Here is a 14,212-nt window from a genome sequence, read left to right on the forward strand (position 1 = left end):
AGAACTAGAACACGTTCTACCGATTCTTGTCGAGCATCGGCCGTATCGTTCGATCATGATCAAGGCGCTCGCAGCGGCGCTCGCGTTCGTCACCCCGTTGGCGATCGCGCCCAACTCCCGCGCCGACGACGTCGCCGGCCTCGTCGCCATCGGCGGCGACCGCAGCCTGTTCCTGAACTGCCAGGGCGCGGGCTCGCCGCTGGTGTTCGTGATCCCCGGTGCGGGCAGCTACGCCGAGGCCTGGAACGCCGCCGTCGAACCGAACGATCCGGTCAGGACCTCGCCCTACGACCTGATCGCCGAGGCGACGATCACGCCCACCGCGGTTTCAACTCAACCCCTCGTCGCGCGAACCACCCGCATCTGCACCTACGACCGACCCGGGACGCGGCCCGACGGCCCTGACCGGTCGACCCCCGTCCCGCAACCACACACCGTGGGGAAGGACGTCGACGACGTGATGGCGCTGATCCGGGCCGCCGACCTCCCCACGCCGATGGTGTTCGTCGCGCACTCCTACGGCGGGCTCGTCCTCGACCTGCTGGCCCGCCGCCATCCCGACGTCGCCTCGGGCCTGGTGTTCTCCGAACCCACCTCGGAGTTCCTAACGGTCGTCGGCAGACTCCACCAAAACGCGGCGTTCGAGGCCGACGGCCGGGACAAACCGCCCGGCGAGGAGGCCATCCTCCCCGCCGATGCGTTCGCGGCGATCGCGGCCGCGCCGCCGCTGCCACGGGTACCGGCGATCGTGCTCACCGCCGACCGGTTCCCGCCACCCGCCGAACTGACGCCGGACAACTACACCCAGGCGCAGATCCGCGAGGCCAACGACATGCTGGCCGCGGCGCTCGGAACCACGAACGTGATCGTCCCGGGGACCGGCCACAACCAGATGCTGTACCGCCCCGAGGCGGTGGCCGACCAGATCATCCGGGTCGTCGACGAGGTTCGACACGGGGCCTGACGGGGAACTTCCAGCAGCAGCACGGGGTTATACGAGTGCCAACTCTAGGAGGACCAGTGGCACGAGAGTTCAACAAGAATCCGGCGGCGGTATCCGCGCTGTCGCCCGAGCAGTACCGCGTCACCCAGGAGGACGGGACGGAGCGTCCGTTCACGGGTGAGTACTGGGACAACCACGAGGCGGGAATCTACGTCGACGTCGTGTCCGGCGAGCCGTTGTTCGCATCGGTCGACAAGTTCGAGAGCGGATCGGGCTGGCCGAGCTTCACCCGGCCGATCCAGACTCCGGACCAGACCACGCACGTGATCGAGAAGCGCGACTTCAGCCACCTGATGCTGCGCACCGAGGTGCGCTCGGCCGACGGCGACAGCCACCTCGGACACGTCTTCAAGGACGGCCCCAGGGATCAGGGTGGCTTGCGCTACTGCATCAACTCGGCGTCGCTGAGGTTCGTCGCACTCGACGACCTCGAGGCGCAGGGCTACGGCGAGTACAAGGCATTGTTCAGTAAGGAGGAGGCACAGGCATGAGCACCAAGATCGCAATCCTGGCAGGCGGATGTTTCTGGGGCATGCAGGATCTGATCCGCAAGCAGCCCGGAATCGTCGACACGCGCGTCGGCTACACAGGCGGCACCAACGACCATCCGACCTACCGCAAGCATCCCGGGCACGCCGAGGCGATCGAGATCGTCTACGACCCGGCCGAGACCGACTACCGGGCCATCCTGGAGTTCTTCTTCCAGATTCACGACCCGACGACGAAGGACCGGCAGGGCAACGACGTCGGCTCCAGCTACCGGTCGGCGATCTTCTACGTCGACGACGAGCAGAAGCGCGTCGCCGAGGACACCATCGCCGACGTGGAGGCGTCCGGATTGTGGCCCGGCAAGGTGGTCACGGAGGTGACGCCCGCCGTCGACTTCTGGGAGGCCGAGCCGGAACACCAGGACTACCTGGTGCGGTACCCGAGCGGGTACACCTGCCACTTCCCGCGGGCGGGGTGGAAGCTGCCGAAGCGCGAGACCGCTTCGCAGTAGTAGAGCGTCATCGAACCGGCGGGCCCCTCGGGGTCCGCCGGTTCGTGCGTTCTAGGCCAGCGGGGTGGCGCGGCGCCGCAGGACGACCCGTCCGCCCGCCTTCGGCGTGTAGGCCACGCCGCGGGAGTGGATCTTCTCGTCGGGTGCGGCCGTGGTGTGAACCACGAAGTGCCGCAGCACCGTCCGGAGCACGACGTCCATCTCGACGTTGGCGAACACGGCGCCGACGCAGCGGCGGGTGCCCCCGCCGAACGGCAGGAACGACAGCGGCGGCCGGCCGTCGCCGAGGAAGCGCTGCGGATCGAAGGCGTCCGCCCCCGGGAAGTCCTGCTCGCGGTTGTGCAGTTCGCGGATCGCCACCGTGATCGAGTAGCCCCGCGGGATCACCCACTCGCCCAGTTCGAACGTCGGCGAGTGGACGTGCCTGCCCGCGAAGTCGATGACGGTGCGGACGCGTTGCGTCTCGAGGATCGTGGCCTGCCGGTACTCGTTGCCGTCGGTGCCTGCCTCGGACTCGAGGCGGGTGAGCACGTCGGGATGGCGGGTGATCCGCTCGAACGCCCACGCCAGCGTCGATGCGGTCGTCTCGTGGCCGGCGGCGAGCAGGGTCAGCAGTTCGTCGGCGATGTCGCGCTGCGACATGGCGCCGCCGTCCTCGTAGGTGCTGCGCAGCAGGATCGCCAGGACGTCGTCGCGGCTGTCGAAGTCGGGGTCGGCCTTCACCTCCTCGACCAGGTGGTCGATGACGGCGTCGTACTGCCTGCGGTACTCGGCGAGCCTCCCCCAGGGCGAGAAGCGGCCGAGGTTGCGCCCGGGGACGGGCAGCACCGCCAGACGCGACCCGAGGGTGACCCAGGGCGGGATGATCTCGCGCAGCTCGTCGAGGCGTTCGCCGTCGGCGCCGAAGACCGCGCGCAGGATGGCGTTCAGCGTGATCCGCATCATCGGCTCGAGCGTCTCGAATGCGACTCCCTCGGGCCATGATTCGGCCTCGCGCAGCGTCTCTTCTTCGAAGATCCGCTCGTAGTTCTTGATGCTCTTGCCGTGGAACGGCGGGGTGAGCAGCTTGCGGCGGCGACGGTGATCGGTGCGGTCGAGCGCGAATACCGACCCCGGCCCGAGCACGCGACTCAGGTTGGGCTGGATGTTGCCGACGTCGTCGGTGTTGGCGGCGAAGAGCTGCTTGGCCAGCTGCGGGTCGGCCACCACCACGGACTTGCCGAACACCGGCAGCGTCATGGAGATGACGTCGCCGTGGCGGCGGGTGACCCGGCCGACGGTCCACGTTCGCGACACCGCGTACGCGAGGCCCTGGACGAACGTCGGCCAGCGTGGGCCGGGCGGCAGCTTGACGGGACGCGTGCCCGACTCCGAGGACGCGGATGCGTCGCTGATGGTCGTCTGGCTCACGTGGTCCTCCAACCCGTCGCGCGGTACTGCGGTGTACCGGTCGTCTGTGAGGTACGGTACCGGCTGGTACCACACACGCGCAAGGGTCGGAGGTCAGGCGATGTCGGACGCCGTCGCGGTCGACGCCGACGGGCAAGGCGCACAGGGCTTTCGGGATCGGCTGCTCGACGGGCTCACCCGGGCCATCGAGGAGCGCGGCTACCGCGACACCACCGTGGCCGACATCGTCCGCAACGCCAGGACCTCCAAGCGCACGTTCTACGGGGAGTTCGCCAGCAAGGAGGAGTGCTTCATCGCACTCCTTCGGACGAACAACGACGAGATGATCGTGGGCATCCGTGACGCGGTCGCGCCCGACGCCGACTGGGACGTCCAGATCCGTAGTGCGGCAACGGCCTACGTCGACCACATCGCGTCACGCACCGCCATCACGCTGAGCTGGATCCGGGAGGCGCCCGCCCTCGGCGCGGCCGCACTCCCCCTGCACCGGCTGGCCATGGGCGCCCTGACGGACATGCTCGTCGACCTCACCGACAGCCCGGGCTTCCGGCGGTCCGGCCTGCCGCCCATCTCGCGGCCGCTGGCGCTGATCCTGCTGGGTGGTCTGCGCGAACTGACCGCGCTGACCGTGGAGGACGGCGACGACCTGCGGGGCATCCTCGAACCGGCCGTCACCGCGGCGACGGCGATCCTCGGGCCGCGCGTCACCCCAGCATGAGGCGGGCGGACTTCTCCAGCCGCCGGGCGATCTCGGCGTACGACGAGTAGCCCATGCCCGCGCGGACGAGCGCGCCGGAGTACAGCATCTCCAGCGAATCGATCACGTCCGGGTCGGGCTGCGGTTCGAGGGCTGCCGTGAGCCGATCCCTGATGTCGCGGCCGATCCGCTGCCGCAGCACCTCGACGTCGGGGTCGCGGCCGAGCAGCGCATTGGTCACGGCGCCCGCGAACTCCGGTTCGTCCGCCACCAGCAGCGCGATGTGGCTGAGCACCTCGACGACGCGTGACGCCGCGTCGGGCGAGTCGTGCGTCGCGGGCGGCGCGGCGGCGAGCCTGCGCCAGAAGACCTCGGCGACCAGGTGTTCCTTCGACGAGAAGTACGTGTACGCGGTGGCGGCGCCGACACCGGCCTCGGCGGCCACCCGGCGCACGGTGAGGCCGGCGAACCCGTCACGGTTGAGGAGGTCGAGCGCGGCCTTGCCGAGGCGGTCGACGGTGTCTGCCTGCTTTGCGGTCAGACGGCGCCGAGTCGACTCCAGAGCCGGATCGGACACGTGTCTGGACGCTACTACAACCCGGGGGTACCGGCAACGGTAGGTTGGCTGTCGTGAGCGCCGCCGACACCCCTGCCGACACCGTTTTGCCGCCCGCCGCTAAGCGGTCGTTCGACTACGCCGAGCACGTCATCGGTTTCATGCCGGCCGACGAGGGACGAGCGCTGTACGACGCCGCGGTCCGCTACCTCGGCGACGGGGTGGGCGTGGAGATCGGCACCTACTGCGGCAAGTCGACCGTGCTGCTCGGCGCGGCCGCGCAGACCTCGGGCGGCGTCCTCTTCACCGTCGATCACCACCACGGCTCGGAGGAGCACCAGCCGGGCTGGGAGTACCACGACACCTCGATGGTCGATCCGGTCACGGGCCTGTTCGACACGCTACCGACGCTGCGCCACACGCTCGACGGCGCCGGCCTCGACGATCACGTGGTCGCGGTCGTCGGGAAGTCGACGGTGGTGGCCCGCGGCTGGCGGACGCCGCTGCGGTTCCTGTTCATCGACGGCGGCCACACCGAGGAGGCCGCGCAGCGCGACTTCGACGGCTGGGCCAAGTGGGTCGAGGTCGGCGGTGGCCTCGTCATCCACGACGTCTTCCCCAACCCCGACGAGGGCGGCCAGGCGCCGTTCCACATCTACCAGCGAGCATTGGCGTCCGAGGAGTTTCGCGAGGTCGGCGTCACCGGGACGCTGCGCGTGCTCGAGCGGGTCGCCCCGCCCGCCTGACCCCGGCTCGTCAGCCGCCGAACGTTGGTTACCAGCACGCTTTTTCGCCTAAACCGTGACAGAAGTCAACAATCGGCGGGTCCGTGTGGGCAGCACCCGTCCACAGACGCACATCGATCCCCAGGCGGGCCACCCGTCTACCCGCAGCCGGAAATCTCGTCGTCACTACGCGATGTGCTGGCCGCATGCCATACCCGCCAGGGCCGTTCCTCGGTACCGAAGCACTCGCGCAGGGTCGTTACACGCGGCGCACTCTCGCCCGCCGTGCTCAGCCGATCTACCGCAACGTCTACCTGCCGGAGGGCGAGGACCTGACCCCGGCGTCACGGGCCGTCGCGGCCTGGCTGTGGTCCGGTAGGCAGGCGACGGTGGCGGGATCGTCGGCGGCTGCGCTGCACGGGACGCGGTGGATCGGCTCCGACGAACCCGCGGAGCTGACCCGCACGAATGCCAGCTCAAACGACATCGTCGTGCACCGCGAACGACTGACGGACGACGAGGTGTGCACCCTCTCGGGGATGTCCGTCACCACACCCGCACGCACCGCATTCGACGTCGGCAGACGCGGCCCACTGCGGACGGCTTTGATGCGGCTCGACGCCCTGGCCCATGCGACCGGCCTCACCTCGGCTGACGTGACGCCGGTGATCGCCGCACACCGCGGAGCCCGCGGCATCGTCGGTCTGCGCGAGGCGATCGACTCGATGGACGGCGGCGCCGAGTCGCCGCAGGAGACCCGCACCCGCCTCGTGCTCCTCCGGGCTGGGATGCGACGGCCCGTCACCCAGATCGAGGTGGTCGACGACTACGGACACGTCTTCGCGCGCATCGACATGGGCTGGCCCGACCTCAAGGTGGGCGTCGAGTACGACGGCGAGCAGCACTGGACCGATGCTCGGCAGCGATCGCACGACATCGATCGCTATGCCGTGCTCGCCGATCGCCGGTGGGCCATCATCCGGGTCAGCGCGGAGTTGCTGCGGTACCGGCCGTGGGTGATCGTCGAGCGCGTACTCGACGCCCTGCGGACCGCGCACTGCCCGTGGCTCGCCGAATGTTCACCTGTGTCACGCTTTTCGCGATATGGCGTGGCGTAACCCCACACTCGGCGGCAAGGAGGACTACCGCCGGGTGGCGCACGCGCAGTCGAATTCGCCCTCGAGTCCGCGCGGCAGGTCGTGGCCACGGAAGATCCCACTCGCGGCGGTCGTCGAGGACAGCGCGTCGGCGGCAAGGATCATCGCCGCACCGGTCCACGTCGTGCGCTCGACCGGCCAGCGCTTGCCGTCGGAGAACACGAGGCCCGTCCAGTACGACCCGTCGGTCTCGCGCAGGTGGTGCATCGCGGCGAACTGCTCGTGCGCGCGGGCGGTATCCCCCATCGCGTCCAACGCCATGACCAGTTCGCAGGTCTCGGCGCCGGTCACCCACGGGCGGTGGTCGATGCAGCGGATGCCCAGGCCGGGGACGACGAACTCGTCCCAGCGGGCGTCGATGCGGGCGCGGGCCGCCTCGCCGCGGATCGCGCCGCCCAGCACCGGGTAGTACCACTCCATCGAGTGGGTGTCCTTGGCCAGGAACGACTCCGGGTGCTCGGCGATCGCGTGGCCGAGCTGCCCGACCGCCACCTCCCACTCCGGCTGCGGGTCACCCAGGTAGTTCGACAGGGCGATCGCGCACCGGATGGCGTGGTAGACGCTCGAGTTCCCGGTGAGCAGCGCCTCCTGGATGATCCCGGCAGGGCTTGCGGCCCAGGCGATCTGGCCCTCCGCGAGCTGCAGCGTCAACACGAAGTCGATGGCCTTGCTGACCACTGGCCACATGTCCTCGGCGAAGCCGCGGTCACGCGTCACCAGCACGTGGTGCCACACGCCGGTGGCGACGTAGGCGCAGAAGTTGCTGTCGCTGTTGGCGTCCTCGATCACGCCGTTGCGGAACTGGATCGGCCACGATCCGTCGGCGCGCTGGGTGTCACGGCACCAGTCGTAGCCCGCCCGGGCCTCGTCCCACAGTCCGGTGACGCTGAGCGCCATCGCGTTCTCCACGTGATCCCACGGGTCGGTGTGCCCGCCGTCGAACCATGGCAGCGCACCCGTCGACTCCTGGGTGGCGGCAATGGACTCGCCGGTCTGGCGGCACTGTTCGGGCGTGAGAACGCCTGCGACACCCGGGATCTCGTGCTTGCGCACTAGCCCGTCACATCCCCGCCGCCCTGGGCCACCAGGGGCTTGCGGAAGTACAGTGCGACGCTCTTGCCGATCAGCGGATTGAGCGCCGCCTCGGCGTTGCGGGTCAGCCACGGCCGCGACATCATGTCCCACACCAGCAGCTTGTGGTACGCGGCGACGACGGGGTGGTTCGGCTTCTCGACGCCCACCGCGCACTTCAGCCACCAGAACGGGGCGTGCAGCGCGTGTGCGTGGTGGCGACGGTCGAATTCCATTCCGCGAGCGACGATCTTCTCCTGCAGCTCGTCGGCGCGGTAGATCCGGATGTGCCCGCCCTCGTTGGCGTGGTACTCGTCGGACAGCAGCCAGCACACCTTCTCGGGCAGCCAGCGCGGCACGGTGACGGCGAGCCGGCCGCCGGGCTTGAGCACCCGGACCAGTTCGGCGATCGCACGGTCGTCGGCGGGTACGTGCTCGAGGATCTCCGAGGCCATCACGACGTCGAAGGTGCCGTCGGCGTAGGGCAGGTCCAACGCGTCGCCCTTGACGGCCTCGGCCGTGGCGGACGCGGGCGCCTCACCCTGGTCGGCCATGGCCTGCAGGATCGCGTCGACGTCGTTGAGGTCCTCGGCGCTCTGGTCGAAGGCCACCACGTCGGCACCGCGACGGAACGCCTCGAACGAGTGTCGGCCCGCGCCGCACCCCACGTCGATCACGGTGGTGCCATTGCCGACACCCAAGTGGTCGAAGTCGACCGTCAGCATGCGCCTGCCTTCCTGTTCGACTTCTCGATGGCCCGCTCGTACACGGCGACGGTCTGGGCGGCCACGGATTCCCAACTGAACACGTCGAGTGCCCGGCGTCGGCCGGCCGCGCCGAGGCGGTGCAGCTCGAGCGGGGAGTCCAGCAGATCGCCCAGCGTCGCGGTGAGGTCGTCGACGTCACCCGGATTGACCAGTCGCGCGCACTCGCCGTCGGATCCGACGACCTCGGGCAGCGCGCCCGCCCGGCTCGCCACGATGGGCGTGCCGCTGGCCATGGCTTCGACCGCGGGCAGCGAGAACCCCTCGTACAGCGAGGGGATGCAGGCCACCTCGGCCGACGACAGCAGCTTGGCGAGGTCCTCGTCGGACACACCGCTGGAGATGTGCACGATGTCGGAGATGCCGAGTTCGGCGATCAGCTTCTCGGTGGGGCCATTGGGCTCGAGCTTGGCGACGAGTTGGACCTCGACGTCGCGCTCGACGCGCAGTCGTGCCACCGCGTGCAGCAGGTGGCTGACGCCCTTCAGCGGGACGTCGGCGCTGGCGATCGCGATGATGCGGTTGCGCACGCGATTCGGTGCGGGCGTGAACAATTCGGTGTCGACGCCCAGCGGCACGACCTGCAGCTGACTCGGCGAGACGCCGAAGTCCTCGGCGATGTCGGCGGCGGACGTGGACGACACGGTGAGCAGCTCGGGGATCTGGCGTGCGACAGTCTTCTGCATCTCGGCGAAGCCATACCACCTGCGCACCAACGGCTTCCGCCACCACGCGGCGGCGGCGACGTCGAGCACGCGGTCCCGGGTGATCGGGTGGTGCACGGTGGCCACCACCGGCAGCCCGAGAGCGGCGATGTCGAGCAGCGCGGTGCCGAGGCTCTGGTTGTCGTGGACGACGTCGAAGTCGCCGCGGCGGTCGGCGAGGATGCGCGACATCCGCATGCAGAACGTCCGCGGCTCCGGGAACGCGGCGGTCCACGTGCTCAACAGCTCGAGCAGGTCGATGCGGTCGCGGATCTCGCTGGGACGCGGCACACGGAACGGATCGGGCTCGCGATACAGGTCGAGGCTGGGCACCTCGGTCAGCCGGACGCGGGGGTCCAGGCCGTCGGGATAGGGCGGGCCGGAGAACACCTCGACTTCGTGACCGAGTTCTACGAGGCCGCGACTCAGGTGCCGGACGTACACGCCCTGCCCACCACAATGCGTCTTGCTCCGGTAGGAGAGCAGGGCGATCCGCATGGTCAGTTCACCGCGACCAGAGTCGACGGAAGGGCTCTGGACATGTGTCCAGACTATAGTTTGACGAGCTAGCCGCCGCAACGCGGCCTACTGCGGCGGGAAGCCGCCGGTGGCCACCGGGCCCCAGCGCTCCGGCGTCACCCGGATCAGGCACTTGCCCTGCTCGACCATCGCCCGACGGTACTCGTCCCAGTCGGAGTGTTCACCGGCGATGACCCGGAAGTACTCGACGAGGGGTTCGACGGCGTCGGGCAGATCGAGGACCTCCGCCGTGCCGTCGACCTGGACGTACGCGCCGTTGAAGTCGTCGGACAGCACCATCACGCTGGCCCGCGCGTCGCGGCGCAGGTTCGCCACCTTGGCTCGCTGCGGGTAGGTGGCCACGACGATGCGGCCCTCGCCGTCGACGCCACCGGTCACTGGCGACGCCTGCAGCGTCGCATCGGAGCGGTACGTCGTCAGCACCATGTGGTGGCGCGGTCGGACGAAGTCGAGCATCTCGCTGCGGGCGACGGTGTCCGCCGTCGCGTACTTGCGGGCCATGGCCCCAACCTATCCGGCGGACGGCTCACGGGCGCTTGAGCGTCCAGGCTGGCACCCAGTGCGTCACGGACCTCCGGTTCGGCCCGTACGCGACGTCGTAGGTGACCCATCCCCACCAGTGCCCCTGCTCGCACATCCCCCAGCAGCTCAGCCGGCCCTCGACCACGGCGTGCATCTGCAGTCCGGACGGGTGGTAGCCGCCGGCGCGGTGCGGTTCGCGGGGGAAGACGGCGGCAAGGTCGACCAGGACGTCCACCGGAGGGTCGATCCGGCGGAAGGCAGGGGGTGCCGGCTGCCCGGTGTGTCCGATGGACTGCATCTGCCCCACCGTTCGATCATATGTTCGAACAGACGTCGACCGCTAACGCTTCCCGATACTGCGCACCATCAGCCACACCCACACCAGGATGAACGCCACGATGGCCCAGCAGGCGATTCGGAACCAGGGATCGGGCATGGCCTCGAGTGCCACGGGGACCACGGGCAGCGCGATCGCCGCGACCAGGAACGTGATGACCGCATAGCGTTTCGTGGCCGGCGTCATCTCTCGAGGCTAGGTCCGGCGCGGCTAGGCTGAACGCACCAAAATGTACGTACCGCCGAAGTTCGCCATGACGCCCGACGAGACCGCCGCCGCGCTCGCCGCGGCCCGCTTCGCCCACCTGGTGTCGCATGCGCCCGACGGCCTGCACGTCACGCCGCTCCCCCTGATGTACGACCGCGCGACGCACGCGCTGATCGGGCACGTCGCCCGAGCGAACCCGCATGCGCTCGCCGAGGGGGCCGAATCGGTGGCGACGTTCGCCGGCCCCCACGCCTACGTGTCGCCCGGCTTCTATGCCACCAAGGCCGAGACCGGCAAGGTGGTGCCGACGTGGAACTACGACGTCCTCGCCGTGTACGGCCGGCTGGTGATCCACGACGACCCCGACTGGGTGCTCGACCTCGTCACCCGGCTGACCGACCTGCACGAGGACGGCCGCGAGCAGCCCTGGCAGGTGAGCGATGCCCCCGAGCCGTTCGTCGCGGGCCAGCTCAAGGCCATCGTGGGCGTCTCGCTGCCCGTCGACCGGGTCGAGGGGAAGGCCAAGATGTCGCAGAACCAGCCCGACCGCAACCGCGACGGCGTGGTCGCGGGACTGACCGAAACGGGCGACGTCGCCGTTGCCGAACGGGTGCGGGACATTCAGCGCGGCAGCACGAACGCGAACGGCCGCGGGTAGCCGACGCCCGTCAGCCGACCGGCGCGCACGTCGGCCGGCCCGAGGTCGCGCAACCGGCCAGACGACGGCTCGTAGCAGCGCAGGCGTGCGTCGGCGGCGACGATCAACACCCAGTGCCGCGGGACCACGGTCCCGACGAGCATCGCCACCGGCCTCCCGGCGCCCACCGCCGCCAGCACGTCGGCGAGCGAATCCCGCCCACCCCACAGCCCACGGAAGAGCCGCCAGCGGTACCGAACGCCTCCGCCGTGCGCGTCGATCGCCGCGACCATAGCGGCAGGCGTGGTGCCGAGCGCCCGCGGCCACAGCCGGTTGACCCGGGCGTGCACACGGCGCTGCTCCGCGGCGATCCAGTCGTCGTCCGCGCCACCGACCAGCCGCCGATAGGGCGGGTCCAGCAACACCCCCGCGGCGACGGCGGCGGCGGGCCCGCAGGACACCCCGTCGCGCTGCCGCAGTCGGGGGCCGAGGTCCATCACCCCACGCTAGGTCGATGCATACCGCGTACACCCCGAACTGCCTAGGCTGCACGGAATGCGACGGGTGATGGCAATGCTGGCGGCGCTCGTCGTAGGGGGCTCGATCGGGGCGGCAGCCGCCGGCCCACCGGCCGCGGCCGACCCGAACGCACTGTGGACGATCGTGCACGACCAGTGCGTCCCGCATCAGCGCGACCACGCAGACCCCAGCCCCTGCGCGCTGGTCGCCGATGACGGACCGGGCGGCCACGCCGTCCTCAAGGATCTGGTGGGACGCACGCAGTACCTGCTGATCCCCACCGCCCGCATTGCCGGAATCGAGAGCCCCGAGCTGCTGGCACCGGGTGCACCGAACTACTTCGCCGACGCGTGGCGGGCGCGCACGTTCGTCGAGCAGCGTGCCGGTGTTCCGCTGCCCCGCGACTGGGTGAGCCTGGCCATCAACTCCACGTTCGCGAGATCGCAGAACCAACTCCACATCCACGTCGACTGCGTCCGCGCCGACGTACGGGATGCGGTGGCACGGCACGTCGACGAACTCGGCCCCGGCTGGTCCCCGTTCCCAGACATGCTGGTCGGTCACCGCTACGAGGCGACGACCGTGGCGGGTGACGACCTCTACGGTGCCGATCCGTTCGTGCTGCTCGCCAACGGGCTGCCGGGCGCGCGTGACGACATGGGCAGCCGCACGCTGGTGGTGGTCGGGACCCAGCTGTCCGACGGGCGACCCGGCTTCGTCGTGCTGGCCGACAGGGCCGACCCCGTGGCCGGTGATCTCGCCGAGGGCGAGGAGCTGCAGGACCACGAGACCTGCCCGCCCCCGGCCGGGCAGTGGCGAAAATGATTCCCGACACGCCAACCGGGGTACGAGTGAACACATGTCCACTCAAACCCAGGGTCGACCATGAGCTTCGACCTCACCCCCACGATCGCGCAGCACGACCTCGCCCGGCGCGCCCACGAGTTCGCCGAGCAGGTCGTCCGGCCGGTGGCCGCCGAGTACGACGCGCGCCAGGAGTTCCCCTGGCCGGTGCTGGAGGAGGCCGCCCGACGGGGCTTCTACAGTCCGCTCTTCTACCGCGACCTGATCGGCGACCCGACGGGCCTGTCGCTGCCCATGTTCATGGAGGAATTGTTCTGGGGATGTGCGGGCATCGGCCTCGCCGTCGTCATGCCCGCGCTGGCGCTGTCGGCCATCGGGCAGGCCGCCTCCCCCGAACAGATGCTGGAGTGGGCGCCGGAGTGCTTCGGCAGCCCCGGCGACCTCAAGCTCGCGGCGCTGGCGATCTCCGAACCCGAGGGCGGCAGCGACGTGCGCAACCTGCGCACCACCGCCCGCCGCGACGGTGACGACTGGATCATCGACGGCCACAAGATGTGGATCGGCAACGGCGGCATCGCCAACGTGCACGTCGTCAACGCCAACGTCGACCCCGAACTCGGCCACAAGGGCCAGGCGCTGTTCATCGTCCCCGGCGGCACGCCCGGCCTGGAGATGGTGCGCAAGCTCGACAAGCTGGGGTGCCGCGCGTCGCACACCGCGGAACTCACGTTCGACAACGTCCGGGTGCCCGGCGCGAACCTGCTCGGCGGTCACGAGAAGCTCGAGCACAAGCTGGCCAAGGCCCGCGAGGCCGTCGAGGGCGGCAAGCACTCCGGGTCCGCGACGCTCGGCGCGCTCGAGCAGACCCGGCCGATGGTCGCCGCGCAGGCGCTCGGGATCAGCCGGGCCGCACTCGAGTACGCGACGAGCTACGCGAACGACCGCGAGGCGTTCGGCGCTCCCATCATCGACAACCAGGGCATCGCCTTCCCGCTCGCCGACCTGGCCACCCAGCTCGACGCCGCCCGTCTGCTGACGTGGCGGGCGTCGTGGATGGCGGCGACCGGCGTGCCGTTCGAACGCGGCGAGGGCTCGATGGCCAAGCTCGCAGCCACCGAGTTGGCGGTCAAGACCACCGAGCGGGCCATCCAGACCATGGGCGGCTACGGCTACATCACCGACCATCCGGTGGAGAAGTGGTACCGCGACGCCAAGCTCTACACGATCTTCGAGGGCACCAGCGAGATCCAGCGGATGGTCATCTCCAACGCGCTGGGCGCGGCCGACGGCAGGCCCCCGATGCACGTCGACCTGGATCCCACCGGCGGTCCGCTGAACGCCTGGTTCGGACGCGGCACGCCGGCCCGGACCAGGGTCGCGAACAGGGCGCTCGAGGCGCGGCACCGCGTCCCCGGGCCCGTCATGGACGTGGCGATGAAGGTGTTGCGACCCCCGCGTAAGAAATGACGGACGATGTTCGCGGTACCCCTGGTATCGCCTCGGCTGTTCTGGCAACATTACCGGTCGGTAGGGTTCCCTCGTCCGTTCTAATCGACAGG

18 protein-coding genes are annotated in these 14,212 nt (G+C 69.9%); 9 read left to right on the forward strand and 9 right to left on the reverse strand.

What is annotated here, in order from left to right; all coding sequences use genetic code 11:
- Window positions 1-55 precede the first annotated feature (55 nt).
- The 3 genes from G6N64_RS03580 to msrA are packed head-to-tail and all read left to right on the forward strand — an operon-like array spanning window position 56 to window position 2,003.
- Complete coding sequence (locus tag G6N64_RS03580) at window positions 56-964, forward strand: alpha/beta fold hydrolase (protein WP_163795631.1); 909 nt, start codon at window positions 56-58, stop codon at window positions 962-964.
- 56 nt (window positions 965-1,020) lie between these two features.
- Complete coding sequence (msrB, locus tag G6N64_RS03585; RefSeq protein WP_163795632.1) at window positions 1,021-1,494, forward strand: peptide-methionine (R)-S-oxide reductase MsrB; 474 nt, start codon at window positions 1,021-1,023, stop codon at window positions 1,492-1,494.
- A complete protein-coding gene (msrA, locus tag G6N64_RS03590; RefSeq protein WP_163795633.1) occupies window positions 1,491-2,003 on the forward strand; it encodes a peptide-methionine (S)-S-oxide reductase MsrA in 513 nt (170 codons plus the stop codon). The genes msrB and msrA overlap by 4 nt, the downstream gene beginning before the upstream one ends.
- 51 nt (window positions 2,004-2,054) lie before the next feature.
- Here msrA and G6N64_RS03595 read toward each other — a convergent pair whose 3' ends face one another.
- Window positions 2,055-3,425, reverse strand: coding sequence for a cytochrome P450 (locus G6N64_RS03595; protein WP_409370796.1), 1,371 nt, complete (start codon window positions 3,423-3,425; stop codon window positions 2,055-2,057).
- An 88-nt stretch (window positions 3,426-3,513) separates the two neighbouring features.
- On the opposite strand from G6N64_RS03595, the gene G6N64_RS03600 reads away from it, so the two are divergent.
- Window positions 3,514-4,131, forward strand: a complete 618-nt coding sequence (locus G6N64_RS03600) for a TetR/AcrR family transcriptional regulator (RefSeq protein WP_163795635.1) — start codon at window positions 3,514-3,516, stop codon at window positions 4,129-4,131.
- Here G6N64_RS03600 and G6N64_RS03605 read toward each other — a convergent pair.
- On the reverse strand, window positions 4,118-4,687 hold the full coding sequence (locus G6N64_RS03605) for a TetR/AcrR family transcriptional regulator (RefSeq protein WP_163795636.1): 570 nt from the start codon (window positions 4,685-4,687) through the stop codon (window positions 4,118-4,120). The two genes, G6N64_RS03600 and G6N64_RS03605, sit on opposite strands and share 14 nt — an antisense overlap.
- Before the next feature lie 53 nt (window positions 4,688-4,740).
- Here G6N64_RS03605 and G6N64_RS03610 point away from each other — a divergent pair, with 53 nt between their 5' ends.
- Together G6N64_RS03610 and G6N64_RS03615 are read left to right on the forward strand one after the other, a co-directional pair.
- Window positions 4,741-5,412, forward strand: coding sequence for a class I SAM-dependent methyltransferase (locus G6N64_RS03610; protein WP_163795637.1), 672 nt, complete (start codon window positions 4,741-4,743; stop codon window positions 5,410-5,412).
- A gap of 185 nt (window positions 5,413-5,597) precedes the next feature.
- The gene (locus tag G6N64_RS03615) at window positions 5,598-6,509 is read left to right on the forward strand and encodes a type IV toxin-antitoxin system AbiEi family antitoxin (RefSeq protein ID WP_197748319.1); all 912 of its coding nucleotides are present in this window, start codon (window positions 5,598-5,600) and stop codon (window positions 6,507-6,509) included.
- Window positions 6,510-6,533: 24 nt separating this feature from the next.
- On the opposite strand, the gene mmpH is transcribed toward G6N64_RS03615, so the two are convergent.
- The 6 genes from mmpH to G6N64_RS03645 all read right to left on the reverse strand — a co-directional run bounded on the left by mmpH (window position 6,534) and on the right by G6N64_RS03645 (window position 10,672).
- The gene (mmpH, locus tag G6N64_RS03620) at window positions 6,534-7,601 is read right to left on the reverse strand and encodes an MMP endo-(1,4)-3-O-methyl-alpha-D-mannosidase (protein WP_163795638.1); all 1,068 of its coding nucleotides are present in this window, start codon (window positions 7,599-7,601) and stop codon (window positions 6,534-6,536) included.
- Window positions 7,601-8,344, reverse strand: a complete 744-nt coding sequence (locus G6N64_RS03625) for a class I SAM-dependent methyltransferase (RefSeq protein WP_163795639.1) — start codon at window positions 8,342-8,344, stop codon at window positions 7,601-7,603. The genes mmpH and G6N64_RS03625 overlap by 1 nt, the downstream gene beginning before the upstream one ends.
- Entirely contained in the window at window positions 8,338-9,585 is a 1,248-nt protein-coding gene (gene manT, locus G6N64_RS03630; RefSeq protein ID WP_163795640.1) for an MMP alpha-(1->4)-mannosyltransferase, read from the reverse strand. The genes G6N64_RS03625 and manT overlap by 7 nt, the downstream gene beginning before the upstream one ends.
- Before the next feature lie 87 nt (window positions 9,586-9,672).
- Window positions 9,673-10,128: a PPOX class F420-dependent oxidoreductase gene (locus G6N64_RS03635; protein WP_163795641.1), complete on the reverse strand. Its 456-nt coding sequence runs from the start codon at window positions 10,126-10,128 to the stop codon at window positions 9,673-9,675.
- 25 nt (window positions 10,129-10,153) lie between these two features.
- Entirely contained in the window at window positions 10,154-10,456 is a 303-nt protein-coding gene (locus G6N64_RS03640) for a hypothetical protein (RefSeq protein ID WP_163795642.1), read from the reverse strand.
- 33 nt (window positions 10,457-10,489) lie between these two features.
- Window positions 10,490-10,672, reverse strand: a complete 183-nt coding sequence (locus tag G6N64_RS03645; RefSeq protein WP_163795643.1) for a hypothetical protein — start codon at window positions 10,670-10,672, stop codon at window positions 10,490-10,492.
- A 43-nt stretch (window positions 10,673-10,715) separates the two neighbouring features.
- Between G6N64_RS03645 and G6N64_RS03650 the strand changes: the two genes are divergently transcribed.
- Window positions 10,716-11,351 carry an FMN-binding negative transcriptional regulator gene (locus G6N64_RS03650; RefSeq protein WP_163795644.1) on the forward strand — a complete coding sequence of 212 codons (636 nt, stop codon included), beginning with the start codon at window positions 10,716-10,718 and terminating at the stop codon, window positions 11,349-11,351.
- On the opposite strand, the gene G6N64_RS03655 is transcribed toward G6N64_RS03650, so the two are convergent.
- Window positions 11,315-11,827, reverse strand: coding sequence for a hypothetical protein (locus G6N64_RS03655; protein ID WP_163795645.1), 513 nt, complete (start codon window positions 11,825-11,827; stop codon window positions 11,315-11,317). The genes G6N64_RS03650 and G6N64_RS03655 overlap by 37 nt on opposite strands.
- A gap of 58 nt (window positions 11,828-11,885) precedes the next feature.
- Between G6N64_RS03655 and G6N64_RS03660 the strand changes: the two genes are divergently transcribed.
- Complete coding sequence (locus G6N64_RS03660; RefSeq protein ID WP_163795646.1) at window positions 11,886-12,674, forward strand: CDP-diacylglycerol diphosphatase; 789 nt, start codon at window positions 11,886-11,888, stop codon at window positions 12,672-12,674.
- Window positions 12,675-12,734: 60 nt separating this feature from the next.
- A complete protein-coding gene (locus tag G6N64_RS03665; RefSeq protein WP_163795647.1) occupies window positions 12,735-14,120 on the forward strand; it encodes an acyl-CoA dehydrogenase family protein in 1,386 nt (461 codons plus the stop codon).
- The last annotated feature ends 92 nt before the right edge of the window (window positions 14,121-14,212 follow it).

The sequence above is a fragment of the Mycolicibacterium sediminis genome (assembly GCF_010731735.1).
GTDB classification, from domain to species: Bacteria; Actinomycetota; Actinomycetes; order Mycobacteriales; family Mycobacteriaceae; genus Mycobacterium; species Mycobacterium sediminis.